The organism is Nonomuraea endophytica, assembly GCF_014203235.1.
Taxonomy (GTDB): domain Bacteria; phylum Actinomycetota; class Actinomycetes; order Streptosporangiales; family Streptosporangiaceae; genus Nonomuraea; species Nonomuraea endophytica.
The window spans coordinates 336,000-360,232 of record NZ_JACHIN010000006.1 but is presented as its reverse complement, the minus strand read 5'-3'; the positions used below and the strand labels follow the sequence as shown (position 1 = coordinate 360,232).

General features: G+C 71.9%; 20 protein-coding genes. 12 read left to right on the top strand and 8 right to left on the bottom strand.

Annotated features, from left to right (window positions below; translation table 11 throughout):
- Nucleotides 1–41: 41 nt before the first annotated feature.
- Nucleotides 42–1,223, bottom strand: coding sequence for an alpha/beta hydrolase family protein (locus HNR40_RS23805; protein ID WP_184964860.1), 1,182 nt, complete (start codon nt 1,221–1,223; stop codon nt 42–44).
- A gap of 164 nt (nt 1,224–1,387) precedes the next feature.
- Between HNR40_RS23805 and HNR40_RS23800 the strand changes: the two genes are divergently transcribed.
- The 3 genes from HNR40_RS23800 (at nt 1,388) to HNR40_RS23790 (ending at nt 4,178) form a co-directional block, all read left to right on the top strand.
- The gene (locus HNR40_RS23800; RefSeq protein ID WP_246509383.1) at nt 1,388–2,515 is read left to right on the top strand and encodes a sensor histidine kinase; all 1,128 of its coding nucleotides are present in this window, start codon (nt 1,388–1,390) and stop codon (nt 2,513–2,515) included.
- Nucleotides 2,512–3,177 carry a response regulator gene (locus tag HNR40_RS23795; RefSeq protein ID WP_184964858.1) on the top strand — a complete coding sequence of 222 codons (666 nt, stop codon included), beginning with the start codon at nt 2,512–2,514 and terminating at the stop codon, nt 3,175–3,177. Before HNR40_RS23800 ends, HNR40_RS23795 begins: the two co-directional genes overlap by 4 nt.
- 104 nt (nt 3,178–3,281) lie before the next feature.
- Nucleotides 3,282–4,178: a glycoside hydrolase family protein gene (locus tag HNR40_RS23790; RefSeq protein WP_246509382.1), complete on the top strand. Its 897-nt coding sequence runs from the start codon at nt 3,282–3,284 to the stop codon at nt 4,176–4,178.
- Nucleotides 4,179–4,320: 142 nt separating this feature from the next.
- Here HNR40_RS23790 and HNR40_RS23785 read toward each other — a convergent pair whose 3' ends face one another.
- From HNR40_RS23785 to HNR40_RS23760, 6 genes are all read right to left on the bottom strand, one after another.
- Nucleotides 4,321–5,265, bottom strand: a complete 945-nt coding sequence (locus HNR40_RS23785) for a sulfotransferase family protein (RefSeq protein WP_184964855.1) — start codon at nt 5,263–5,265, stop codon at nt 4,321–4,323.
- Nucleotides 5,266–5,354: 89 nt separating this feature from the next.
- On the bottom strand, nt 5,355–6,320 hold the full coding sequence (locus HNR40_RS23780) for an ABC transporter permease (protein ID WP_184964853.1): 966 nt from the start codon (nt 6,318–6,320) through the stop codon (nt 5,355–5,357).
- Nucleotides 6,317–7,234, bottom strand: coding sequence for an ABC transporter permease (locus tag HNR40_RS23775; RefSeq protein ID WP_184964851.1), 918 nt, complete (start codon nt 7,232–7,234; stop codon nt 6,317–6,319). Before HNR40_RS23775 ends, HNR40_RS23780 begins: the two co-directional genes overlap by 4 nt.
- Nucleotides 7,227–8,753 (bottom strand): sugar ABC transporter ATP-binding protein, encoded by a 1,527-nt coding sequence (locus HNR40_RS23770; RefSeq protein WP_184964849.1) that lies wholly within the window; start codon nt 8,751–8,753, stop codon nt 7,227–7,229. Before HNR40_RS23770 ends, HNR40_RS23775 begins: the two co-directional genes overlap by 8 nt.
- The gene (locus HNR40_RS23765) at nt 8,740–9,801 is read right to left on the bottom strand and encodes an ABC transporter substrate-binding protein (RefSeq protein WP_184964847.1); all 1,062 of its coding nucleotides are present in this window, start codon (nt 9,799–9,801) and stop codon (nt 8,740–8,742) included. Before HNR40_RS23765 ends, HNR40_RS23770 begins: the two co-directional genes overlap by 14 nt.
- Nucleotides 9,802–9,814: 13 nt before the next feature.
- Nucleotides 9,815–12,331, bottom strand: a complete 2,517-nt coding sequence (locus HNR40_RS23760) for a PA14 domain-containing protein (protein WP_221340740.1) — start codon at nt 12,329–12,331, stop codon at nt 9,815–9,817.
- Nucleotides 12,332–12,475: 144 nt separating this feature from the next.
- Here HNR40_RS23760 and HNR40_RS23755 point away from each other — a divergent pair, with 144 nt between their 5' ends.
- The 6 genes from HNR40_RS23755 (at nt 12,476) to HNR40_RS23730 (ending at nt 17,926) form a co-directional block, all read left to right on the top strand.
- Nucleotides 12,476–13,276, top strand: a complete 801-nt coding sequence (locus HNR40_RS23755; RefSeq protein ID WP_312896491.1) for a DeoR/GlpR family DNA-binding transcription regulator — start codon at nt 12,476–12,478, stop codon at nt 13,274–13,276.
- 65 nt (nt 13,277–13,341) lie between these two features.
- Nucleotides 13,342–14,835, top strand: a complete 1,494-nt coding sequence (locus HNR40_RS23750) for a sugar ABC transporter ATP-binding protein (RefSeq protein ID WP_184964843.1) — start codon at nt 13,342–13,344, stop codon at nt 14,833–14,835.
- Between the two features lie 65 nt (nt 14,836–14,900).
- Nucleotides 14,901–15,338, top strand: a complete 438-nt coding sequence (locus HNR40_RS23745; protein ID WP_184964841.1) for a hypothetical protein — start codon at nt 14,901–14,903, stop codon at nt 15,336–15,338.
- Nucleotides 15,339–15,376: 38 nt separating this feature from the next.
- A complete protein-coding gene (locus tag HNR40_RS23740; RefSeq protein ID WP_184964839.1) occupies nt 15,377–16,240 on the top strand; it encodes a helix-turn-helix transcriptional regulator in 864 nt (287 codons plus the stop codon).
- Nucleotides 16,241–16,310: 70 nt separating this feature from the next.
- Entirely contained in the window at nt 16,311–17,081 is a 771-nt protein-coding gene (locus HNR40_RS23735; protein WP_184964837.1) for a glucose 1-dehydrogenase, read from the top strand.
- A gap of 101 nt (nt 17,082–17,182) precedes the next feature.
- The gene (locus tag HNR40_RS23730; RefSeq protein WP_184964835.1) at nt 17,183–17,926 is read left to right on the top strand and encodes an ABC transporter permease subunit; all 744 of its coding nucleotides are present in this window, start codon (nt 17,183–17,185) and stop codon (nt 17,924–17,926) included.
- Between the two features lie 94 nt (nt 17,927–18,020).
- On the opposite strand, the gene HNR40_RS23725 is transcribed toward HNR40_RS23730, so the two are convergent.
- A complete protein-coding gene (locus HNR40_RS23725) occupies nt 18,021–18,893 on the bottom strand; it encodes a diacylglycerol/lipid kinase family protein (RefSeq protein WP_184964833.1) in 873 nt (290 codons plus the stop codon).
- Between the two features lie 175 nt (nt 18,894–19,068).
- Between HNR40_RS23725 and HNR40_RS23720 the strand changes: the two genes are divergently transcribed.
- Genes HNR40_RS23720 through HNR40_RS23710 form a run of 3 tightly spaced genes read left to right on the top strand, consistent with a single transcriptional unit; the run spans nt 19,069 to nt 24,224 of the window.
- Nucleotides 19,069–19,293: a hypothetical protein gene (locus HNR40_RS23720; RefSeq protein ID WP_184964832.1), complete on the top strand. Its 225-nt coding sequence runs from the start codon at nt 19,069–19,071 to the stop codon at nt 19,291–19,293.
- Nucleotides 19,294–19,297: 4 nt separating this feature from the next.
- Complete coding sequence (locus HNR40_RS23715) at nt 19,298–20,965, top strand: M14 family zinc carboxypeptidase (protein WP_184964831.1); 1,668 nt, start codon at nt 19,298–19,300, stop codon at nt 20,963–20,965.
- Nucleotides 20,949–24,224, top strand: coding sequence for a DUF6603 domain-containing protein (locus HNR40_RS23710; RefSeq protein ID WP_184964830.1), 3,276 nt, complete (start codon nt 20,949–20,951; stop codon nt 24,222–24,224). The genes HNR40_RS23715 and HNR40_RS23710 overlap by 17 nt, the downstream gene beginning before the upstream one ends.
- Nucleotides 24,225–24,233: the final 9 nt, after the last annotated feature.

Here is a 24,233-nt window from a genome sequence, read left to right as displayed (position 1 = left end):
GCCATGCCGGGCCTGCCGGGAAGGCCGGCCCGGCGTGGGTGTCAGGGAATGATCGACACGTCGGGGTGCTGAGGGCTGGGCGCGTCGAACAGCCGCGTGGGCCGGTTCTTCAGGTGCAGGTCGAAGAAGGCCGCCACGTACGCCCGCTGCGCCGCGACGGACCGGGCGGGGTCGATGGTGCCCACGAAGTCGGCCACCGGCACCTTCGGCACCGTCTCGGCGATCTTCGGCAGCATCGCCTGAAGATCGGTGAACGAGCCGTGCGCCGCCTTCGCGAAGCGCAGCTCCCGCTTCCAGCCGGTCGAGGCCCGCCAGAAGGACTTCCAGCTCGGCTCGCTCTCCCGGGTGTGGGCCTCGGCCGCGAGCTGCAGGAACGGCCGGCCGACACCCGTCTTCGCCACCCGGCCGACGTAGCCGCCGTCGAGGTTCACCCCCGCGTCCACCCGCCGGTCGTCGTGGACGAGCTGCGCGGCCACCGAGCCGCCGAGCGACTGCCCGAGCGCCCCCACCCGCGACAGGTCCGGCGCGCCGCGCAACCCGTCGGGCAGCCGCGTCTCGGTCCCCAGCTTTCCTCCGCCGGCCAGCGCGGCGACCCGGCCGAGGACGAACCGCATGTCCGCCAGGCGTGCCTGCGAGTGGCGCGCGAGCAGCTTGGCGATGACCCGCGGCGTCAGCTTCGACGGCAGCGGCAGCGCCCGCACCACCCGCCCGCCGGGGAACTCCACCTGGTCGGCCTCGTAGGTGTGGTCCACGGTGACGACCAGGTAACCGCGCGAGGCGAGGTCCTGAACCAGCGTGGTGCCGAGGGCGCGCGGCCCGCCGTCCCCGGAGCCGAACAGCACCACCGGCAGCTTGCCCGCCCCGGGATCCACCGGCGCGCCGGTCCGCGCGTGGGTGGCCGTGGCCGCCCAGTCCACGGCGCCCGCCTTGATGCCCATCGGCGGGGCCGAGTGACGGTCCCAGTCGGCCGCGGCGAGCGGCGCCATGTGCGGCGCGACCGGCGCGCCGCTCTCCTTCGCCGGGTACCACAGGCTGACCATCAGCTCCCGGTAGGGCTTCGAGCGGACCAGCGGATCGGGGCGCGAGCTGTCCACCAGCCGCACCGCGACGGTCCCGACCCGGTACGGCCCGCCCGGCGCGGGCAGGGACACCGTCACGGGCTGCCCGGTAGAGGTGGCAAGGGTGAGCGCGGCGAGCGCCGCGGGGATCATGGTGAAGGTCATCTGGGACTCCTTACGGGAAACGTCCCGACAGGCTCGCAGCGCGGTGCGGGCCCGGCCCAGCGGCATACGGCTGATCTCCGCCTACGACTTCCGGATGACCCGCCCGGATGTTCATCCCGGAGGAGGATGGGGAGCGAACCCGCAGGACAACTAGGGTGAACGCCATGAAGTCCGCCGGTCTCATGGCGCTCGCCCGCCGGTCGTCCCTGCCGGTCGACGGGCTGCTGGCGGCCGCCGTCTTCGTGGTCACGCTCGGTCCCGGCCAGGTGACGTCCCGGGCCGAGCTGGTGCTGCTGCAGGTCGCGCTGGTGGCGCCGCTGGTGTGGCGGCGGCGCGCGCCGGTGCCGGTGTTCTGCGCGATCGCGGTGACGGCGGCCGTTCAGTGGATGCTGGGTGTGCAGCTTCCCGCCGACGTGTCCTTGCTGGTCGCGCTCTACACCGTCGCCGCGCGGAGCACCTGGCGGTGGACGGCGGCGGCCGGGGTGACGCTGGAAGTCGGAGCGCTGCTGGCCGCGGCCCGGTGGGCGCCGCCGGGCCAGTTCCCGTTCACGGCCGCGGCCCTGACGGCGCTGGTCGCCGCCGCCCTCACCACCGGGTTGTGGGCGCGGGACCGGCGGGCGTACGTGCTGTCGCTCGAGCACGACCGCGAGCGGCGCGCCCGGCTCGCCGTCGCCGAAGAGCGCGCCCGCATGACCCGCGACCTGCACGACATCGTCACGCACAACCTGTCGGTGATGGTGGCGCTGGCCGACAGCGCGGCGTACGTGCGCGAGCGCGCTCCCGACCGCGCGGCCGCCGCCGTCGACCAGATCGCCGACACCGGTCGGCAGGCCCTCGCGGACATGCGGCGCGCACTCGGCGAGGCGGCCGAGCCCCTGCACCCGGCGCCCGGAATCGCCCAGCTCGACGGTCTCGCCGGCGGGATGCGCGCGGCCGGGCTGCCGACCCGGCTGGAGGTGACCGGCGACCCCGCCGCGATCCCGGCCGCCGCCCAGCTCACCGTCTACCGGCTCGCCCAGGAGGCGCTGACGAACGTCCTCAGGCACGCCCCGGGCGCGACGGCCGAGGTCAGGCTCGCCATGACACCGAGGTACGCCACCGTCGAGATCACCAACGACGCCCCCACAAGCCGGGCACCCAGGGCCGCGACCGGGCGCGGGCTGGCCGGGATGCGGGAACGGGCCGCCCTCTACGGCGGGACCTTCGAGGCGGGGCCGCTACCCGGCGGGGGATGGCGAGTGGCGGCACGACTCGACCTCACCGGCGGCCTGGCGGGCAGGGGCGCGGCATGACCATCCGGCTGCTGCTGGTCGACGACGAGTCGCTGCTGCGCATGGCGTTCCGCATGGTGTTCGAGGCCGAGCCGGACATGGAGGTGGCGGGCGAGGCGGGCGACGGCGAGGAGGCCGCGCGGCTGGCCAGGCAGTTGCGCCCCGACGTCGTGCTGATGGACGTGCGCATGCCCGGCGTCGACGGGATCGAGGCCACCCGCAGGATCGCCAGGGACACCCCGCAGGCGCGGGTGCTCATCCTGACCACGTTCGACCTGGACGAGTACGCCTTCGCCGGGCTGAAGGCCGGGGCCGCGGGCTTCCTGCCGAAGAACACGCGCCCCGAGGAACTGCTGACCGCGATCCGCAACGTCGCGGCGGGCGAGGCCGCGGTGTCGCCGAGGGTCACCCGCCGCCTGCTGGAAAGGTTCGCGCCGCAGCTCATGCCGGGCGCTCCCGAGCAGGACGTACGGCTGGCCGAGCTCACCTCCCGCGAACGCGAAGTACTGGTCCAGGTGGCGCGCGGGCTGTCCAACGCCGAGGTCGCCACCGCCCTGAGCCTGGCCGAGGCCACGGTGAAGACGCACTTCAGCCGGGTGCTGGTGAAGCTGGGGCTGCGCGACCGTACCCAGGTCGTGGTGTTCGCCTACGAGAGCGGCCTCGTCCGTCCGGCGAGGCCGTGACACGCCCGCGATAATCCCTATAAAGTAAATAGGGAATACATGAATCTTCCAAGTGAAGGTGAAGCCCCATGTGCAGCTTGGGACCGGGCCCTACTGTCATGTCCATGTCGATCGATGTCCAGAAAATGCTTCCCGACCCCGGCCGATCGGTGGTGGCGATCGGCCCCCCGGTGTCCGGCGACGGGTACTGGGCGGGCGCGCCCAGCGCGGTGGCCGGTGACGGGCTGGTCTACCTCGCCTACCGGCTGCGCCGTCCTGTGGGAGAGGGGCGGGGCTACGCGATCGTGGTCGCCCGCTCCGCCGACGGCGAGCAGTTCGAGCCGCTGGTGACGATCACGAGCGAGCGGATGGCCGCCGAGTCGCTGGAACGGCCCGCGCTGGTCCGCACCCCCGAGGGACGATGGCGGCTCTACCTGAGCTGTGCGACCCCCGGCACCAAGCACTGGCGGGTGGAGGTGCTCGAGGCCGCCGACCCGTCCGGGTTCGACCCGGCCGCGCGGCGCACCGTCCTGCCGGGCGACCCGAAGACGGGCGTGAAGGATCCGGTCATCGTACGGCGGGGCGGCCAGTGGCACCTGTGGGCCTCCTGCCACCCGCTGACCGACCCCGACGAGGCCGACCAGATGGTCACCGACTACGCCACCAGTGCGGACGGCCTCGACTGGACCTGGCACGGAACGGCGCTGAGCGGCCGCCCCGGTCTCTGGGACGCCCGCGGGGTGCGCGTCAGCGCCGTCCGCTTCGACGGCGAGCGGGTCGTGGCCTTCTACGACGGCCGGGCCAGCGCGGCGGAGAACTACGAGGAGCGGACCGGGGTCGCGCAGGGCGACGACCCGGCCTCGATGACCCCGGTCGGCACGACACCCGCAGCCAGCTCCCCGTACCACGGGGGCGGGCTGCGCTACCTGGACATCCTCGACCTGCCCGGGGGCGGCACCCGGCTGTACTACGAGTACACAAGGCCGGACGGCGCCCACGAACTGCGCACGGAACTCCGCTGACCGGACCCCTGCCTGATCGGCCGGGGACCGGCATCAACCGGGGCCCGGCTGATCAGGTGGGACGGCCCGATCAGGTGGGACGGCCCGATCAGGTGGGACGGCCCGATCAGGTGGGACGGCCCGATCAGGTGGGACGGCCCGATCAGGTGGGACGGCCGTTTCTGGCCTGGCGCTGGCCCGGCGGGCGGGGGCCGACCAGGCCGCCCGAGCGTTCCTTGGGGCCGAGCCAGTCGCTGAAGTCCTCGCCGGTGACCCGCTGCAGGAGCAGGATGTCGGCGGCGAAGTAGGTGAGCAGCTCCCGCCGCTGCTCCCACGTCAGCGGCCGCCGGGCCAGGCCGTCGCGCTGGAGCCGGGTCTCGACCCGGTCGGCCAGCCCGCCGCGCAGCCGCCGCCGGAACGCCGACAGCAGCGAGGGCCGCTGGTCGGGGTGGGCGGTGACGTTCTCCCTGGGCACCTCGGTGAGCAGGCCCTGGGTGACCCCGAGGAAGGCGCAGATCCGGTCGAGCGTCTCGGCCGGGCGGTCGAGCAGGTCACGGTAGCGGAACGTCAGCACCTGCTCACGCGGGAACAGGCTGAACAGGTGGGCGAGCTGCTCGCCGTACCTGCCGAGACCGGTGTAGTGCCAGAAGTGCGCCCAGCCCGCCGCGATCCGGCGCGGCTCGTCGGCGCACGCGCGCACGACGTCGTCGAGTGGTTCCAGCCCCGCCGACCACAGGTGGACCCAGTTGGAATGGGCGCGTTCGACCGGATCGCGAAGGATCGCGATGAGCCGGGCGTGCGGGACCGCAGCGTGGATGCGCCGCTGCGCGGCCAGATCATAGAGATAGAACGGCGTCGCCTCCCCGCGCAGCGCCCCCGGCGGCGCCCCGGAGAACAGCGCCTCGTAGTCCTGGCGCCGCCACACGTGCTCGCGGTAGGTCGCGGCGTCGCCGGGGCCGCCCTGGGTGGGCGGCGGCCCGGCGGTGAGGAAGTGTTTGGGCTCCTTCACCGCGGACAAGAACAGCTCCGGGTGCTGCTGGAGCGCGGCGTGCAGGGCGGTCGTCCCGGTCTTCGGGGCGCCGATGACGAGGAAGTCCGGCAGGGGCATGGTCGCTCCTTAGGCTGTACCCCCTTTTTCCTACCAAATGTGTGGGATATTGCAAGCCTTCACCGGACGGATAGATCGGGAGCTATGCGTCAGTTCAGTCGCTGCGCCTTGCTGAGCAGCCGCTGCGCGACCACGACCAGCGCCAGGAACGCCCCGCTGACCACCTGCTGGAAGGAGGAGGTGAGGTTGCCGACCTGGTTGATCAGGCTCTGGATCACACCGAGCAGCAGCACCCCGGCCACCGTCCCGGTGACGCCACCGGCGCCGCCCGTCAGCAGCGTCCCGCCGATGACCACCGCGGCGATGGCGTCGAGCTCCATGCCGATGCCGAGGATGGTCACGCCGGACGACAGCCGGGCGGCGTTGAGCGCCCCGGCCAGGCCCGCGAGCAGCCCGGACATCAGATACACCAGGACCTTGGTACGGGTGACCGGCACCCCCATGAGCGCCGCGGCCTGCTCGTTGCCGCCGATGGCGTAGACGTTCTGCCCGAACCCGGTCCGCTGCAGCAGCACCATCGCCGCCAGCACCAGCACGATCGTGACGTAGACCGGATAGGTGAGCCCGAGCAGCTCGCCCTGGCCGAGCGCCGCGAACGCCGGATCGGAGACCAGGTAGGTGGTGGCGCCCTCGTCGGAGATGGCCAGCATGAGCCCGCGCACGCCGAGCAGGCCGGCCAGCGTGACGATGAAGGGCGCGAGGCCGGTCCTGGCGATGATCAGGCCCTGGACCAGGCCGACCAGTCCGCAGACGGCCAGCGGCAGGAGCAGCGCGGCGGCGAAGCCGTACCGTGAACCGGCGGCGGCGAGCACCCCGCCGAGGACGAACAGCGAGCCGACGGACAGGTCGATGCCACCGCCGATGATCACGAAGGTCATGCCGATCGCGACCACGGCCAGGAACGAGGAGGAGACCACCACGCTGGCGGCGTTGCCCACGGTGGCGAAGGAGTCGAAGGCCAGCGTGCCGACGACGATCAGCACCCCGAGCACCATCAGCGCGCCGTGCTGCTGGAGCACCCGGCCTATCTCTTCCCTGCGGGTGACGGTCGTCATCGCTTGACACGCTCCCTCGTCACATACACGGCGGCGAGGATGATGACCGCCTGGACCATCTGCGTCCACGACTGGGGCAGGTTGTGCTTGATGAGCGTGGCCGACAGCAACTGCATCAGCAGCGCGCCCATCACGGTGCTGGCGACCCTGATCCGCCCGCCGGACAGCGGCGTGCCGCCCACGACGACCGCGGTGATCGCCGACAGTTCGATGAACATCCCGAGCGAGGTGGGGTCGCTGGCCTGCAGCCGGGCGGTCGCCAGCACCCCGGCCAGCGCCGCGAGCAGCCCGGAGATCACGTAGACGAGCACGAGAACCCGTTTCACCGGCAGCCCGGACAGCTCCGAGGCGGCCCGGTTGCCGCCGATCGCGACCACCTGCCGGCCGAACGTGGTCCTGCGCACCAGGAACGCGACCACGAGCGTCAGCGCGGCGGCGATGATCACGATGAGCGGGACGCCGAACAGCGAGCTGCTGCCGAGGGCGATGAGGTCGGGGTTGCGGAACTCGACCAGCTGCGGCACCAGCACGTTGGCCAGCCCGCGGACGCCGACGAGCAGGGCCAGCGTCGCCACGATCGGCTGGATTCCCACGTAGGCGACGAGCGTGCCGCCCGCCGCGCCTGCCACGGCGCCGCCGATCAGCGCGACGACGAGGGCGACGGCGGCGCCGTACCCCAGATAGAGGGCGGTCAGCGCGGCGGCCAGCGCCATCACCGAGCCGACGGACAGGTCGATGCCCTTCGTGCCGATCACCAGCGCCATGCCCAGCGAGATGATCACGATGGGCGACACCTGGACGAGCTGGGTGCGGAAGTTGGCCGCGTCCAGGAAATACGGCGTGAACAGCACGTTGAACACCAGCAGCGCGAGCACCGCGGCGTAGACGCCGTAGTCGCGGATCCACCTAGTCATGGGCGCGCTCCGCGATGGCCGCCATGATCTTCGCCTCGGTCACGTTCTCGCCGGACAGCTCGCCGACCACCGCGCCCTCGCGCAGGACGAGGATCCGGTCGGCGCCCTCGACCAGTTCCTCCAGGTCGGAGGAGATGAGCAGCACGCCCAGGCCCTCCCCGGCCAGCTCGTCGATGAGGGCCTGCACCTCCGCCTTGGCCCCGACGTCAATGCCGCGCGTCGGCTCGTCCAGGAGCAGGACCTTCGGCCGCACCGCCAGCCACCGGGCCAGCAGCACCTTCTGCTGGTTGCCTCCCGACAGCTCCGACACCACCTGGTGCGGCGAGGACGCCTTGATCCGCAGCCGCCGCATGAAGATCTCCACCACCCGGTCGATCCGGGAGTCGGACACGACGCCCGCGCGGGCCAGCGAGGGGAGCGCGGCCAGCGCGATGTTGTCGCGTACCGACAGGCCGGGGATGATGCCCTCGGCCTTGCGGTCCTCGGGCAGCATGCTCACGCCCGCGCTGATCGCCGCCTTCGTCCCGCCGCGGGGGAGCGGCGCCCCCGCCACGAGCACCTGCCCGCCGTCCAGGGGCAGCGCGCCGACGATGGCCTTCGCGGTCTCGGTACGGCCGGCGCCGAGCAGCCCACCGAGCCCGACCACCTCGCCGGGCCGGACCGAGACGGTGACGTCGGAGAGCACGTGCCGCCGGGTCAGCCCGCGGGCCTCGACGACCGGCGTGCCGTCCACCGCGCCCTGGTCGCGGTTGAAGCGGGTGAGGCCGCCGCTCTTCACCTCGGCCAGGTCGCGGCCGAGCATGAGGGAGATGAGCTTGAGCCGGTTCAGGTCGGCCAGTGGCCCGGTGTGCGCCACCCGGCCGTCGCGCAGCACGGTCACGTTGTCGCAGACCCGGTAGAGCTCGTCGAGGCGGTGGCTGACGTAGATGACCGCGATGCCGGACTCGCGCAGCCGGCCGATGACGCCGAACAGCGTCTCGACCTCGCGCGGCTCCAGCGACGAGGTGGGCTCGTCCATGATGACCACCTTGGCGTCCACGGAGACCGCCCTGGCCAGGGCGACCATCTGCTGGGCGCCGACGCCGAGGCTTCTCAGCGGGCGCCTGACATCGGTGTCGAGGCCGAAGCCGCGCAGGACGGCGCGGGCGTGGCCGTACAGTCTGGCGGTGTCGATCACCCCCAGGCGGCCGCGGGGCTCGCGGCCGAGCAGGAGGTTGCGCGCGACGCTCATCATCGGGACGAGGTTGACCTCCTGGTAGATGGTGGAGATCCCGGCCCGCTGCGCCTCCAGCGGGGAGGCGAAGCCGGCCGGTGCTCCGTTGTAGCGCAGTTCGCCGCCGTCGGGCTGGTAGACGCCGGTGAAGACCTTGATGAGGGTGGACTTGCCGGCGCCGTTCTCGCCCACGAGGGCGTGCACCTCGCCGGCCCCGAGGGCGAGATGCACGTCGTCGAGCGCCACCACGCCGGGAAAGCGCTTGGTGATCCCCCGAGCTTCCAACAGGGGTTCAGTACGCTTCACCGAGCGAGTCCTTGGCGTTGGCCTGGTCGTATTCGCGGTCGGAGATGATCACTTTCTCGGCGATGCCCTCGCCGCCGAGGAACTTCGCGGCGGTCTCGAAGGCGAGCGGGCCGAAGCGGGGGTTCGACTCGATCACCGAGTGCAGCCAGCCGTCGACGATGGCCTGGACCGCGCTCCTGGTCCCGTCGATGGAGACGATCTTGATGTCGCCCGGCTGCTTGCCCGCGCCCTTCAGCGCGGTCACGGCGCCGAGCGCCATTTCGTCGTTCTCGGCGTAGATGCCGTTGATGTCGGGGTTGGACTGGATGAGCTGCTCGGTGACCTGCTGGCCCTTCTCCCGCGCGAACTCGCCGGTCTGCTCGAAGCTGATCGTGATGCCGGGGGCCTTCTCCTTGACCCGGTCCTTGAAGCCGTTGGTGCGCTCGGTGGTGACGTTGTTGCCGGGCGCGCCGAGCAGGATCGCCACCTTGCCCTTGCCGCCGACCGCCTCGATCATCTTGTCGGCGGCCCGCTTGCCCTGCTCGTAGAAGTCCGAGCCGATGAAGGTCAGGTAGTCGGTGCAGGCCTTGGCGTTGATCTTCCGGTCGACCGTGATGATCGGCACCTTCTTGGCCGCCGCCTGCTGCAGCACCGGCTCCCAGCCGTCGGAGTTCAGCGGCGCGATCACCAGGAGCTTGGCGCCCTGCGCGATGAGCTGCTCCACGTCGGTGATCTGCTTGGAGAACTGCGACTGGGCGTTGGTCACCTTCAGGTTGGTGATGCCGACCTTGGCCGCCTCGTCCTTGATCGACTTGGTCTCGGCGATGCGGAACGGGTTGGCCTCCTTCTCCGACTGGGAGAAGCCGACCGTGGCGCTCTTCAGGTCGAAGGCGGCGCCGCCGAAGCGCTCCAGCGTGCAGGCCGGCCCTTCCGCGGTGCCGGTGGGCGTCTTGACGACCTGCTGACCGGCCGTGGAGGACGGCGCGGCCGCCGTCTGCGGCTCCTCGCCCTTGGCGCAGCCGGCCACGGTCACGAGGACGGCCATCGCCAGGATCGCGGTGCGGGACATGGTGGTTCCTTTCCTAGCAGGCGGGCGAGATCTCGTCGACGAGCGCCCGGTTGGCTGCCCGGACCCTGGCGAGGTCGGGCTTGATGACCGCCCGGTCGTAGGTCATGAGCCCGTTGAGCTCCACCTCCACGTCCGTGGTCTGGGTGTAGATCGCGGCGCTGAGGCCCTCGCAGGCGTGCAGGCGCCGCAGCGTCTGGTCCATCTCGACGTAGCGGGTGGTCAGCGTCTCGGCGTCGGGCTCGACCCGGTAGCCCCAGCCGCCGCCCGACCAGGTGTGGCCGATGACGAGCAGGCCGAGCCCGCCGTACTCGCCGAGGACCGAGGCCCTGGTCGCGCTCGGCGGCGAGACCGGCGCCGGGCCCGGGTACATGTGCCAGTCGATGACGTCGCCGTTGCCGCCGTCGGTGGCGCCGCAGCAGTTGACGCCGCTCTGGTTGTCGACCAGGCGCGAGGGGTCCCAGCTCTTGACCAGGTCGGCGACCCTGGCCACCTCGTACTGGCCCCAGCTCTCGTTGAACGGCACCCACATGACGATCGAGGGGCTGGCGCGGTGCTGGTCGACGATGCGCCGGAACTCGGTCTCGAACTGGGCCTGGTTGGTGTTGCCCGAGGTCGAGGGCATGTCCTGCCAGACCAGCAGGCCGAGCTTGTCGGCGTGGTGGTACCAGCGGTCGGACTCGACCTTGACGTGCTTGCGCACCGCGTTGAACCCGGCCTGCTTGGTGACCTCAAGGTCGTAGCGCAGGGCCGCGTCGGTGGGCGCCGTGTAGAGACCGTCGGGCCAGAAGCCCTGGTCGAGCGGGCCGAGCTGGAAGACGGGCCGGCCGTTCAGCAGCATCCGGGTCTTGCCGGCGACCTGGCCGACCGAGATCTCCCGCATGCCGAAGTAAGACCGCACGCTGTCGTCGCCGGTCGAGACCGTCAGGTCGTACAGGAAGGGGGTGTCCGGGGTCCACGGCCTGGGCTTGGGAACGTGCAGGCTCAGCTCGGTGCCCGAACGCCCGCTCACCCGGCCGACGACCTTCGAGCCGTCCCGCGCCACCAGGCTGACCCGCGTGCCGGTGAGGCTGGCGTTGACGGTCACCTTCAGCCTCTGGCCCTGAAGGTCGGGGACGGAGTCGACGGAGAGGATCCGGTTGCGCGGCGCGGGCTCCATCCAGACGGTCTGCCAGATGCCCGAGCTGGGCGTGTACCAGATGCTGCCGGGGGTGAGGCGCTGCTTGCCGGTGGGGTAGTTGCCCTTGTCCGTGGGGTCGTAGACGCCGACGATCAGTTCCTGGGGGCCCCGGCGCTTGAGCGCGTCGGTCACGTCGACGGTGAAGCGGTCGTAGCCGCCGCGGTGGGTGGCCAGGCGGGTGCCGTTGACGTAGACGGTGGACTCCCAGTCGACGGCGTCGAGGTGGAGGATGACCCGCTCGCCGCGCCAGCCGTCCGGGACCTCGAAGGTCCTGCGGTACCACATGCGGTCCTCGCTCCTGCCGATTCCGGACAGCGCCGACTCGACGGGGAAGGGCACGGTGATCCGCTCGGCCAGGTTCCTGCCGACCGGCGGCTGCTCGCCCGCTTCGGCGGCGGCGAACTGCCACGGGCCGTTGAGGCTGCGCCAGCGCTCGCGGACGAGCTGCGGCCGAGGGTATTCGGGCAGCGGGTTGGCCGGGTTCACGTCCTTGGCGAACTTGCTGGCCAGCTGGTACTCGGAGCGGTTGGTCAGCGCGGCGCGGGGGAACGCTGGCAACGCGGTGCCGTCGGCGAACTCGACGCCGCCGGTGCCGTCGTAGGCGGCCCGCACGCCGTTGCCGGCCTTGAGCGGGATCTTGGCCCCCAGCTTGAACGTCAGCGTCGCGCCGGAGGAGGAGGCGGAGGTGATCGGCCAGGCCGACCCGCCCGTGGTGATCTTGAATCCGGTGGCCGCGGTGGTGGGCCTGAGCGCCTTGGCGAAGGTCAGGGTGGCGGTGTCGCCCGCCTTGCCGACCTCGGCCTGGACGGGCCCCGGCGGGTCGAAGCCCTCGGGCAGGAAGAGCGCCTGCTCGGGCACGGCGGTCTTGGCCAGGTCCGGGCTCTGCCAGCGCAGCCGCAGGTTGGCGCCGCCGAAGTGCTCGAAGTACTCGATCTTGATGTCGTACGTGCGCCCGGCCTCCAGGGCGATCGGGGTGCCGATCTGCTCCACGTCCCAGATGTCGCGCCAGTTGTCGATGATCGGCTTGTTGTCGACCCAGAGGCGGAAGCCGTTGTCGCCGATCATGGAGAAGGTGTAGGTGTTCGTCGCGGGCGCCGCGATCCGCCCGGTCCACCGCACGGTGACGTTCTCGTCGCGGCCGGTCAGTTCCGCGAGGGCGGGGTTGAGGTCGGAGAAGTCGATGCTCGGGTCCACGACGGTGGCCTTGAGCTCGCCGAAGTCGAACGTGCCCGGCCCGGTGCTCAGGTGGTAGTCGCCCTTGAGGCCATGCCGCTCCGCCTGCGCCGCCGCGGGGGAGAGCGGCCACATCACGCTGAGCAGGACGGCCAGTGCTAAGGAGAGGCGTGTGATCACGGAGCTGCCTTCCGATCGAAAACGAGCGCCATCTCGACCAAAGAAAGCACCATTCCGACACTGTGGTCAAGAAAAATCGATCAGATTCGTTCTGAAATGGTCAGAGATGGGCAGTCCATCTCTGGTCGACTATGCTCGGGCCACGTGAGCGACACGCAGAGGGAGAGCGGCAGGCCCGTGTTCGCAGCCGAGCGCCGCCAGAGGATCCTGGAGCTGGTCCGGGCCAATGGCGCGGTCTCCCTTCGCGAGCTCGCCCAGGCGGTGCGTTCCTCGGAGGTGACCGTCCGCCGCGACCTGCGCGCGCTCGAGTCCGAGGGCCTGCTCAACCGCCACCACGGCGGCGCCACCCTGCCCGGCGACTTCACCCGCGAGCCCAGCCACACGCAGAAGAGCACCGTGTCGGCCGCGCAGAAGTCGGCCATCGCCGACCTCGCCGTCTCGCTCGTGGAGGACGGCGACGCGATCGTCATCGGCCCCGGCACCACCACCCAGGAGTTCGCCCGCCGGCTGTCCAGGCACAGCGACCTCGCCGTGGTCACCAACTCCCTGCTCGTCGCCCAGGCGCTGGCCGGCTGCCCGCGCATCGAGGTGGTGGTCACCGGCGGCTCGCTGCGCGGCCCGATCCTCGCCCTGGTCGGCAGCGCCGCCGAGGGCTCGCTGGCGGGCCTGCGGGTGCGCCGCGCGTTCGTCTCCGGCAACGGGCTGACCGCCGAGCGCGGCCTGTCCACGCCCAGCCTCCAGGTCGCCGCGGTCGACCGCGCGCTGGCCGCGGCGGCCGAGGAGGTCGTGGTCCTGGCCGACCACACCAAGATCGGTCACGACACGATGGTCCAGACGATCCCGGCCGAGCGCATCTCCCATCTGGTCACCGACGACGACGCCCCCCGCGACGTGCTCGACGAACTGGCCGCCAAGGGAGTGCGGCTGCACGTTGCCCAGCTCTGACCGAATGTGACATCTTCATTGCGACATTGTTTCTTGTTGTGGCCACCATCGGGGTGGAGGCAACCATGCTGCAGTTGGCAGGCGTACTCAAGACCTTCGACGGCGTCCCGGCGCTCGACCACGTCACGCTGGCCGTACGGCCCGGGTCGGTCCACGCGGTCATCGGCGGCAACGGGGCGGGCAAGTCCACCCTGGTCAAGGTGATCTCCGGCGTCTACCAGCCGGACGCGGGCCAGATCCTTCACAACGGCGTGCCGGTCAGGTTCGCCGGCCCCGCGCAGGCCAGGCAGGCCGGCATCGCCACGGTCCACCAGGAGAGCGGCCTCGTCCCGACGATGAGCATCGCCCGCAACCTCTTCCTGGGCGCCGAGCCGCGCGGCCGGCTGGGGCTGATCGACTTCGCGGCCATGCACGCCCGCGCGCACGAGCTGCTCTCCCAGTACGGCCTGCGCGTCGGCACCCGCCGCCCCCTCGACTCCCTCACCCCCGGTGCCCAGCAGCTCGTCGCCCTGGCCAGGGCCGCCTGCTCGGACGCCAAGGTGGTCATCATGGACGAGCCGGCCACCGTCCTGGAGCACGCCGAGCTCAGGACCCTGCTGGCCGCGGTGACCCGGCTGCGCGAAGAGGGCCGGGCGGTCATCTACGTGACCCACCGCCTGGAGGAGCTCTACGAGATCTGCGACCGCGTCACCGTCCTGCGCGAGGGCCGCGTCGTCCACACCGGGCCGCTGGCCGGCCTCGACCGGGTGCGCCTCGTCTCGCTCATGATGGGCCGCCCCTTCCATCCCCGGGACGCCTCCCCGTCGGAGAGCTGGCCGGTGGACGAGGTCGCCGACCGGCCCGTGCTGGAGGCCAGGGGGCTGACCCGCGCGAACATGCTGGCCGGAGTCTCCCTGGCCGTGCGCCCGGGCGAGGTCGTCGGCCTCGGCGGGCTGCTCGGCGCGGGCCGCAGCGAGACCGCCAGGGCCATCGCCGGGGCCCTGCCCGTCGAGTCCGGCCAGGTCACCGTGTCCGGGACGGCCAGCAGGAAGTGGTCGGTCCGCAGCGCCGTCAGGGCCGGGGTCGGCCTGGTGCCGGAGAACCGCACCACCGAGGGCATCGTGCCCAACCTGTCCGTACGCGACAACATCGCCCTGGCCGCGCTGCCGCGCCTGTCGCACGCCGGCATCGTGGCCGACACCCGGATCGACCGGATCGTCACCACGTTCATGAAGCGGCTGGACATCAAGGCCGCCTCGCCCCGCCAGCTCGCCGGTGAGCTGTCCGGCGGCAACCAGCAGAAGGTGCTGCTCGCCCGATGGCTGGCCATGCAGCCCAAGGTCCTGCTGCTGGACGAGCCCAGCAGGGGAGTGGACCAGGCCAGCAAGCAGCAGATCCAGACACTCCTGGACGAGCTGGCGCTCGACGGCCTGGCGATCCTGCTGATCTCCTCGGACGTGGGCGAGCTCGTCGACAACTGCGACTCGGTCGTGGTGCTGCGCGACGGCGCGATCACCCACCAGCTCAGCGGGCCGGACGTGACCGAGGACCGCCTGCTCGCCGCTCTGGCCGACGGCTAGAACCGGACGATCTCTTGAACGCTTCTTGTGCACGATGATCGACTCGACGGGGCATCGCTCTGAACATGTCGATCTCCGTCATCCTCGCCCACGTCCTCACGGCCGCCCTGACCGGACCGTCCCCGCTGGCCGGCCCCGTCCCCATGATCGTGACCCAGTGCAGCGACGCCCTTCCCTGGCCCGGCGACACCCGGGGGTCGGTGGTGCGCCGCGTCGACTTCAACGGCCGCTCGGTCGAACTGCACGCCAAGCGCTTCAACGGCAAGCAGTACGGCTGGGCCCGCCTCACCGGCTCCACCCGCACCGGCGACGAGGTGTACATGATGGTGCACAAGGGCGACCAGAGCTGCTACACCCGCCTGCAGCGCATCGGCATCGACGGCTACGACGCCTGGTCGCAGATGTGGCCGTCCAGCAGTCAGGGATCGCAGCGGTTCCAGGCGTGTGGCTGGTTCCCTCACGACGGACCCCAGGGCACCAGCCGATGCACCGACCACTGGTGATCTACATTGTAAAGGGCGGTGGCTGGATACCATGACATATGCCCAGAGAGACCCCAGCCGCGACGCGGCAGCGCCGCGAGCAGCTCCGTGCCTTCCTGCGCTCCCGCCGGGCGCGGCTCACGCCCGGCGACGTCGGCATGGCGGACGGCCCGGGCGCGGGCCGGCGCCGGACGCCGGGGTTGCGCCGCGAGGAGGTCGCCGTGCTGGCCGGGGTCGGCGTGTCCTGGTACACCTGGCTTGAGCAGGGCCGCGACATCAACGTCTCGGGCGAGGTGCTCGACGCGATCGGCGTGGCGCTGCGGCTGAGCGAGCCGGAGCGCGCGCACCTCTACCTGCTGGCCGGGCTCAACCCGCCGAGGGCCGGCGCGACCGGCGAGACCGCGGTCACCCCGGAGTTGCGGCATCTGCTGGAGGCGTGGATGCCGCGCCCGGGGATGCTGCGCGACCGGCACTGGAACCTGCTGCTCGTCAACGACGCCGCGCGCGAGCTGTTCGGGTACGGCGACGCCGACCGCAACTGCCTGGTGACGTTCTTCACCAGCCCCCGCTACCGCTCGATGCAGGTCGAGTGGGAGTCGGCCGCCCCGGCCGTCGTGGCCGCGTACCGGGCCTGCGTCGCCCACGACCCCGGTGACCCGGGGTTCGCCGAGGTGGTGGACGAGCTGAGCGTCGTGAGCGAGGAGTTCGCCGAGTTGTGGGCCCGCCACGACGTCAGCGTCCAGGCCCAGACGGTCAAGGCGGTCCGCCATCCCGAGGCCGGTGAGCTGTTCTTCGACACGACGCCGCTGGCCGTGGTCGACCATCCCGACTGGTACCTGGAGCTGTTCAACCCCCGTCCCGGCACCGGCACCGCCGAGCGCCTCGCCAGGCTCCCGCTGCTCAGGCTGGCCGCCCCGGCGTGAGGGTGGTGGTGACAGACCCCTGATAGCTGGGCACTGTTCACCTCGCGCGCCGCTCGGCACGCTGAGACCCATGACGCACACTGTTTCCCGTTTTCAGGACAAGATCGCACTCATCACCGGCGGCACGAGCGGTATGGGGCTGGCCGCCGCGCGAAGGTTGCTCGCCGAGGGCGCGTCGGTGGTCATCACCGGCCGCGACAAGGTACGGCTGGACGCCGCCGTGGAGGAGCTGGCCGGTGGCGGCCGCGTGCTCGCGGTGCGCGGTGACGCGGCGAGCCTGGCCGACCTGGACGCGTTGATGGCCCAGATCCGGGACCGGTTCGGCCGGCTGGACGTGGTCTTCGCCAACGCGGGCGTGGCCTCGTTCAACCCGGCGGCCGAGGTCACCGAGGCCGAGTTCGACCGGGTCGTGGACATCAACTACAAGGGCGTGTTCTTCACCCTGCAGAAGGCGCTGCCGCTGCTGGCCGACCACGCGGCGATCGTGATCAACGCCTCGTGGACGCTGCACCGCGGCCTGCCCGGCGGCTCGCTGTACTCCTCGACGAAGGCGGCGGTGCACAACCTGGCGCACACGCTGGCGGCCGAGCTCGGGCCCAGGCGGATCCGGGTCAACTCCGTCAGCCCCGGCTACATCGAGACGCCCATGTTCCACGACAACGTCTCGGCCGAGGCCCAGGGCACGGTGGTGGCCGAGGTGGTGGCGGGCCGGTTCGGCACCGCCGACGACGTGGCCGGCGCGGTGGCGTTCCTGGCCTCCGGCGAGGCGTCCTACGTCAACGGCCAGGACCTGATCATCGACGGCGGCCTGGTCGCGGCCATCCCCGGGGAGATGCTGTAGCCGATCAGACCAGGGGGCTAGGAGCAGGCTCCCACGTCGCGGGCCGCGGAACCCTGCCCAGGCAGGACGAAAATCGCGGCCCGCGCCGGAATGCTTGAACCGTGATCGACATTCTCCGGTCCGAATGGACCAAGATCCGCTCGGTGCGTTCGACGATGTGGACGCTGGGCGTCACCGGCGCGCTGATGCTGGGCTTCTCCGCGCTCATCAACCTCACGGCCGAGAACATGGCGGAAGGGCGGCCGGTCCCGGCGGAGCAGGTGCTCTCGGCGAGCCTGACCGGCGTGATGTTCGCCTCGCTGGCCATGGCCACGCTGGGCGTGCTGGTCATCTCCGGCGAATACCGCACCGGGAGCATCCGCACCTCCCTCATGGCCGTGCCCCAGCGCCTCATGCTGCTGACCGGCAAGCTGGTGGCGTTCTCCGCGGTGGCGCTGGCCGTCTGCACGGTCGCATCGGCCGGGGCGATCGGCGTCGGCGTGGTGATCTCCCAGCCGCCGTCCTTGGCGGCGGGCGAGATCGTCCGGGCCGCGCTCGGCGCCGGCCTCTACCTGACCGCGTGCGGACTGTTTGGGCTGGGTCTCGGCTCGCTGATCCGGCACACGCCCGGCGCGATCGTGTCGGCCATCGCACTGATCATGGTGCTGCCCACGCTGACGAGCCAGTTGCCGGGGGAGTGGGGCAGGACCGTCTCCGAGTACTTCACCACCAACGCCGGCCTGCTGGTCGTCTCCGGTCAGAGCAACGGGTCGCTGGGCCCGTGGAGCGGGTTCGCGGTCTACCTCGGCTGGGTGGCGGTGGCCGTGGTCGCGGGCGCCGTACTGCTCAAACGCCGCGACGCATAGCAGCGCCCACGCGGGACGTGCGCCCGCACGGGCACAGCGTGAGTGCCGCGCCCGCGCGGGCAGGCGAGGAGGGCGTGTCTGTGCCTGGGTGGGGTTAGGGGACGCAGATGGTGATGCCGCCGGGGAGGATGTCGGCCTTGAGCTTGGTCGCGAGGTCGCGGGCGCCGCCGTCCAGCTCGTAGGTCCGGGGTACGGCCAGCCGTATCGTGACCTTCTTGGCCCGGGTGATGCGGACGAACGGTGACTCGTCGGAGCGGCCGGTGGCCATCTGGCCGAGCAGTCGTCCCCATTCCAGGCGGCTTCTGGCTGTGGCGACGCCCACCTCCAGCCAGCCGTCGTCGGGCCGGGCGTCGTCGAAGGCCTCGATGCCGCCGGTGATCGTGCCCACGTTGCCCAGGAGCACGCATCCGGCGTCGCCGGAGAACCATTTCACGCCGTCGATCGTGATGCGGGTGGGGGTGGTGGTGTCGCCGGCGTGGCGCAGGCCGGTCCAGACGTAGGCGAGGCGGCCCATCCGTCGTTTCAGCCCGCCGTCGACGTCGGCGGCCATGTCGGCGTCGAAGCCGACCCCGGCCATGATGGCGAAGTGCTCGCCGTTGATACGGCCCAGGTCGAGCGGCATGCGGCGGCCTTCGAAGCCGATCCGGACGGCTTCTTCGAGGTCTTCGGGGATGTCGAGGTTGCGGGCGAGGAGGTTGGCGGTGCCGGCGGGCACGACGGCGAGTACGGCGCCGGTTCCGGCGAGGGCGTCGACGCAGCGTTGCACGGTGCCGTCGCCGCCCCAGACGAAGATCAGCTCGGCCCCTGCCTTCAGGGCCTTGCGCGCCTGCTTGGGCGCCTTCTTGCTCTTGGGCACCTCGTACCAGAGCAGTTCGCCGATGTCCCGGTCGGTGATCCGGCGGCGGAGCTCGTCCAGGCCTCCGCCGAGGCTCTTCTTGCGGTGGGCGATGACCGCGACCTTTCGCATGGTGTTCGGCTGCCCGGTGGCGGGCCGGTGAATCATCGGTTCGCCGGTTGGGCGGGATAGCGCCAAGGATCCGGAAATTCCCCTCATCGTGGAGTGGCGGTCTGACCTGGGGATGTGATGCTCGGTTGGGGGGTGCGGGATGGCGCTTGTCCGGTTGGAGGGGTCCGAGGGGGTTTTGCGCGCGGTCGCGGACCTGCCGGGGATCAGTGTGGTGCGTACGGGCTGGGAGCCGCTGGGGGAGGACCGGTGGCGGGCCGCGGCCTATGCCAGGGACGAGGCGCTGGAGGAGGCGCGGGCGCTCGGGGCGGCGGTGACGGTGCTGGCGGGGACCGAGGAGCTCGCGGCGAGCCGGGCGGCGCTGGCCGAGGCCGTCGAACGGGCCGAGCGCGGGCGGGGCTGAACGCGTGCCAGCGCCGGAGGAGCCGGTCAGGAGGCCGGCCACGCCGGCGGAGATCGAGCTGGCGATGGCCGGTCTGGCCGCGCGGTTCCAGGGGTTGTGCGCGCTGGAGAAGCTGGAGAAGGCCAGCGCGGGCGACAGAGTGGACATCCACTGCCTCAAGCTGGCGAATCCCGGTGAGCCGGACCGCCCGGTCGTGATGATCATCGGTGGCGTGCACGGCCGGGAGTATCCTCCGCCGGACGCGCTGATCCGGTTCGCGCGGGCGCTGCTGACGAGCTTCACGGACAAGAGCGACACCGTGTTCCCGGCGATGACGTGCCGCCTGCTGGGCAGGCCGCCGCTCAGCCTGCCGGCGTTCCGGATTCCGTACCCGACGGTGGCGAAGATCCTCAACCGCTGCGACGTCTACATCGTGCCGCTGGTCAATCCGGATGGGCGGTTGCACAACATGCGTCATCCACCGTCGGATCCGGTCAACGAGGGCTGGCGCAAGAACCGCCGTCCGGACCCGGGCGGAGTGGAGGCGAAGGTCGGGGTGGACATCGCCCGGAACTTCGACATCGCCTGGAAGTTCGAGGACTACTTCAACCTGCCGCTGTATCTCCAGCGCCATGAGAAGCCGCCCGCGGACACCGTCGCGACCGGCACTCGTTACCGGGGTCCCAGCGCGGGCTCCGAGCCGGAGACCGACAACGTGCAGCGGCTCATCGACGCCAAGCGGCCACGCTGGTTCTGCGACGTACACACCTTCGGCCGCGACATCGCGACCTCCTGGGGCCTGGAGTGGAACGGCGCCACCCCGGCCATGACCTGGAGGAACCCCGTCTACACCGGCAAGCGCGACGGCCTGCCGCCCGGCGACCCTCACCTGGGGGCGCTGACCGACTACCAGGAGTACGTGCCGGACGAACCGCCCCACCGCGTCAGGACGAACCTGCGCGAATACGCCGAGTCCATGAGGAACGCCATCCTGCGCTCGGCCGGCGTGGACCTGGACAACCACACGTACAGCCCGCAGCGGGAGAACTCCACCTACTCCACCGGCCAGCTCGCCGCCCTCTACCTGGCCGACAAGGGCGGCCCGATCACCGGGGGTTCCGTCGACTACGCCTTCAAGGCGCAGTTCGAGGATCCGGCGCGGGCGCCGGTGTTCGCGTTCGTGATGGAGGCCGGGCATGCCGACGAGCGGGCGTTCGACCCCTCCTACAGCGCCGCCGACGGCCACTGGGCCAAGATCGAGCGGGAGATCTGCGCGGCGATGACGCGGATGTGCCTGCTGGCCGCCAACCATGGCCGATTGTGCCTGGTCGCGACCACCGTCATGGACACGCCGGACCACCCCGCCGTCGCCGCGCTGCGGCGGCTGCGCGATCAGCGTCTGGGCCGCCGCTTCGACCGTCTCTATGGCCGCGTCAGCCCGCCGATCGCCCGCTACCTGGCGGTCCGTCCATGGGCTCGCTTCCTGGTACGGCACTGCGTGGTGGCCCCGGCGGCATTGCTGGCCCGCCTGCTGACCAGAAACCAGGATCACCTGCAGACCAGGGACGAGGATCACCTGTCGGCCAAAACCGACGATCATCTAGCGGCCAGAGATGAGGACTGCCTGCCGACCAGGGACGGGGAGCGGGTGTCGACTGAGGACGAGGGGAGGGGTGATGGCGGGGACGGCTGAGCTGCTGGCGCTGGAGCTGGGCCGGGCGCTGGAGCCGCTGGCGGCCCGGCTGGCCCTGGGCGACCTGGCGGGGGTGTTCGCTGAGCTGGGGTTGCCCCTGCCGGACGCCGCGCTGAACGCGCCCCCGGTGGCGACCGCCACAACCCAGGCCACGCAGGCTCTGAAGGCGCTGCCGGACAAGGTGGCTGAGCTGGCGCGGGCGGTGCACGCGGGCGACGACGCGCTCGCCGGGCAGGCGCTGGCCGTGCTGGGGCCGCTGGAGGTCGCGGCGTTCGCGGCGGTGGGCGGACTGGCCGCCGCGGTCGCCGATGCCTTTCCCGCGCCGCCGCCGGAGCTGGCGCAGATCGTCGGGCAGCTGTCCGACCGGCTGCTGCACGCCACGCTCGTCGGCTATCTGGAGGCGAGCCGCCCCGGCCTGGCGGCGTCGCTGGCGCTGCTCGGGCTGATCGAGTCGGTGTCGGAGCCCGCTGAGGGGGCCCGCCCGCCGTACCGCCGGCGGACGCCGCGCCTGGACCGGCTGGGGGCGGTGCTGAGCGATCCGGCGCGGGCGGTACGTGAGCGGGTGGGCTGGGGCGAGCCCGCCGGTGATCTCGGTGAGTTCCTGCCACGGCTGGCCGCGCTGCTGGAGGCGGCCGGGCTGCCCGCGGTCGCGGAGGGCGCGGGAGCGGAGGGGCCCCGGCTGAGCACGTTTCTGTTCAGCGCCGAGCCGGGTTCTGGCGCCCCGGTCCCGCTGAAGGTGACGCTCGCGGTGTCCGACTTCAGCAAGGTGAACGAGAGCGCCGGGTCGCCGGGAGGCCGCTGGACGGTGCGGATCCACGGCGCCGAGCGGCTGAACCTCGGCCGCGAGGTGCGCGTCGAGCCTCCCGGGCGCGTGGTGCCGCTCGCGCCGGGGCCGGGGACCGGCGGGGAACTGGCCGTGGAGGCCACGCGGAGCGGTCCGGTGGTGTTGTTCGGCCTGGCCGGAGGTTCGCGGCTGAGCGCGGGAGGGGTGGTGGCGCGGGTCGGTCTCGACTTCGAGCCGGCCGGGGGCGGTGTGGCGGGCGAGCTCACGGTGGACGTGCGACTGGTCGACGGGCGGCTGGTGCTGGCGCTGAGCGACCTCGACGGCTTCCTGGCCGCGTTCCTGCCGCCGGTCGCCGACGTGGGGTTCAACGGCGGGCTGCGGTGGAGCGGCCCGGCGGGGCTGGTGCCGCTGAGCGGGACCGGGCTGCGGGTGACGGTGCCGTTGACAGCCGAGTTCGGGGCGTTGCGGCTGGACCGGCTCGACCTCACGTTGCTGCCGGGCGGGCAGGGACTGGCGGCCGAGGCTCGGCTGGCGGGGTCGATCGCGCTCGGCCCGTTCACCGTCGCGCTGGAGGGGGTCGGCGCGGGCTGCGAGGTTGCCCTGCGGCAGAGCGAGCTGGGGCCGCTCGACCTGGACTTCGGCTTCCTGGCGCCGCGCGGGCTCGGGCTGGAGATCGAGGCGGGGCCGGTGCGGGGCGGCGGTTTCCTGGCCTACGACGCTCCGGCCGCCCGGTACGGCGGCGCGTTCCAGGTGGACGTGGGCCCGGTCGGCGTCGGCGCGTTCGTGCTGCTGAACACCCGGATGCCCGGCGGTGGATACGCGTTGCTGGTGGTGTTGCGGGGCTCGTTCCCGCCCATCCAGCTCGGCTTCGGCTTCGCGCTGTCCTCGGTCGGCGGCCTGCTGGCGCTGAACCGCCGCATCGACGTGGACGCGCTGCGCGCCCGCTTCGCCGGTGGCGTGGTGGGCCGCATCCTCGCCCCGCAGGACCCAGTCGGTGACGCGCCCGCGCTGCTGGCCGACCTGGACGCCGTCTTCCCGCCTGCGCCCGGCGTGGTCGTGGCCGGCCCGACGCTCCAATTGTCGTGGGCGGAGCTGGTCCGCTTCGACATCGGCGTGTTCGTCGAGCTGCCGGGACCGTCCAAGGTGGTGCTGCTCGGGTCGGCGCGGGCGGCGATCCCGGGTCCGGCCGGGCCGTTGATGCAGATCCGCCTGGACATCATCGGGCTGCTCGATCTGGCCAGGCAGGTGCTGGAGTTCGACGCCGCGCTGGTGGACAGCCATCTGCTGGAGGTGCTGGAGCTGTCGGGCGGGGCGGCGTTCCGGATGAGCTGGGGCGCGCAGCCGTACGTGCTGCTGGCGGTGGGTGGTTTTCATCCGGCCTATTCGCCGGCGCCGCTGGTGCTGCCGTCCTCGCTGACCCGGGCGGCGATGACCTGCGGCGCCCCGAAGGACCTGTTCTACCTGCGGTTCGAGGGCTATTTCGCGATCACCACGAACAGCTTCCAGCTCGGCGCGGCGGTGGAGGCGGCGATCAACGCCGGGCCGTTCAACGCGCGCGGGCTGCTCGGGTTCGACGCGCTGATCCGGCTGGATCCGTTCTTCTTCCAGTTCTCCTTCGAGGCGTCCATCCGCGTGCGCTTCGACGACGTCACGTTGTACGGCGTGAGCCTGCGTGGTCAGTTGTCCGGCCCGGGGCCGATCACGCTGCGCGGCGAGTACTGCCTGGAGATCCTGTTCGTGGAGATCTGCTTCTCCGGGACCTTCACGCTCGGCTCGGGAAGCAGGCCGGCGGCCGTGCCCGCCACGGGAGTCGTGGCGCGGCTGGCCGGGGAACTGGCGCGGCCCGGGGCGCTGGCCGCCGCGGGCGGGGCGGTGGACCGGTATGTCGTGACCGAGGCCGCGCCCGGCGTGTTCTCCCCGCTGGGCGAGATCGCCTGCACCCAGTCGCTGGCCCCGCTCGGGCTGTTGCTGCAGCGTTTCCAGGGCCATCCGCTGGACGTGCCGCAGACGGTCACCGTGCGGCCGGGCGGCATGGTCCGTGGCCCGGCCACCGACTGGTTCGCGCCGGGCGGGCACGCCGAGCTGACCGACTCCGACGCGCTCAACCGTCGCGCGTTCGAGCGGCTCGACGGCGGGGTGATCCTGGGCGATTCCGGGCTCGCGTACGGCGCCGCCCGCGACCGCGAGGTGAAGGTACGCCAGATCCGGCTGCCCAAGACGTTGTCGGCGATCCTGCACCTGTTCACCGTGCCCGGCTGGCTCGACCGGGCGGCGGCCCGCCGTACCGGAGCGATCGAGAAGGCGGTGGTGAGTCCCGCGCTGAGCGTCGTGGACGAGCGGTGGGAGGTGCGCGGCGCGAACGGCGGCGTGGTGCTCGGCGAGCTCAGCGAGAGCCAGGCTCACCAGCTCACCGCCGCCGGGCGCGGGGTGGCGGCGCTGCCGGGCGTCGATCAGGTCCCGTCCCTGACCTTCTGACGACTGGAG

What these genes read in the sequence shown, in the direction of transcription:
- HNR40_RS23780 (WP_184964853.1), bottom strand. Translation starts at nt 6,320, where the DNA reads ATGACGACCGTCACCCGCAGGGAAGAGATAGGCCGGGTGCTCCAGCAG.
- HNR40_RS23805 (WP_184964860.1), bottom strand. Translation starts at nt 1,223, where the DNA reads ATGACCTTCACCATGATCCCCGCGGCGCTCGCCGCGCTCACCCTTGCC.
- HNR40_RS23800 (WP_246509383.1), top strand. Translation starts at nt 1,388, where the DNA reads ATGAAGTCCGCCGGTCTCATGGCGCTCGCCCGCCGGTCGTCCCTGCCG.
- HNR40_RS23765 (WP_184964847.1), bottom strand. Translation starts at nt 9,801, where the DNA reads ATGTCCCGCACCGCGATCCTGGCGATGGCCGTCCTCGTGACCGTGGCC.
- HNR40_RS23725 (WP_184964833.1), bottom strand. Translation starts at nt 18,893, where the DNA reads ATGCGAAAGGTCGCGGTCATCGCCCACCGCAAGAAGAGCCTCGGCGGA.
- HNR40_RS23750 (WP_184964843.1), top strand. Translation starts at nt 13,342, where the DNA reads ATGCTGCAGTTGGCAGGCGTACTCAAGACCTTCGACGGCGTCCCGGCG.
- HNR40_RS23740 (WP_184964839.1), top strand. Translation starts at nt 15,377, where the DNA reads ATGCCCAGAGAGACCCCAGCCGCGACGCGGCAGCGCCGCGAGCAGCTC.
- HNR40_RS23735 (WP_184964837.1), top strand. Translation starts at nt 16,311, where the DNA reads ATGACGCACACTGTTTCCCGTTTTCAGGACAAGATCGCACTCATCACC.
- HNR40_RS23710 (WP_184964830.1), top strand. Translation starts at nt 20,949, where the DNA reads ATGGCGGGGACGGCTGAGCTGCTGGCGCTGGAGCTGGGCCGGGCGCTG.
- HNR40_RS23790 (WP_246509382.1), top strand. Translation starts at nt 3,282, where the DNA reads ATGTCGATCGATGTCCAGAAAATGCTTCCCGACCCCGGCCGATCGGTG.
- HNR40_RS23785 (WP_184964855.1), bottom strand. Translation starts at nt 5,265, where the DNA reads ATGCCCCTGCCGGACTTCCTCGTCATCGGCGCCCCGAAGACCGGGACG.
- HNR40_RS23775 (WP_184964851.1), bottom strand. Translation starts at nt 7,234, where the DNA reads ATGACTAGGTGGATCCGCGACTACGGCGTCTACGCCGCGGTGCTCGCG.
- HNR40_RS23795 (WP_184964858.1), top strand. Translation starts at nt 2,512, where the DNA reads ATGACCATCCGGCTGCTGCTGGTCGACGACGAGTCGCTGCTGCGCATG.
- HNR40_RS23745 (WP_184964841.1), top strand. Translation starts at nt 14,901, where the DNA reads ATGTCGATCTCCGTCATCCTCGCCCACGTCCTCACGGCCGCCCTGACC.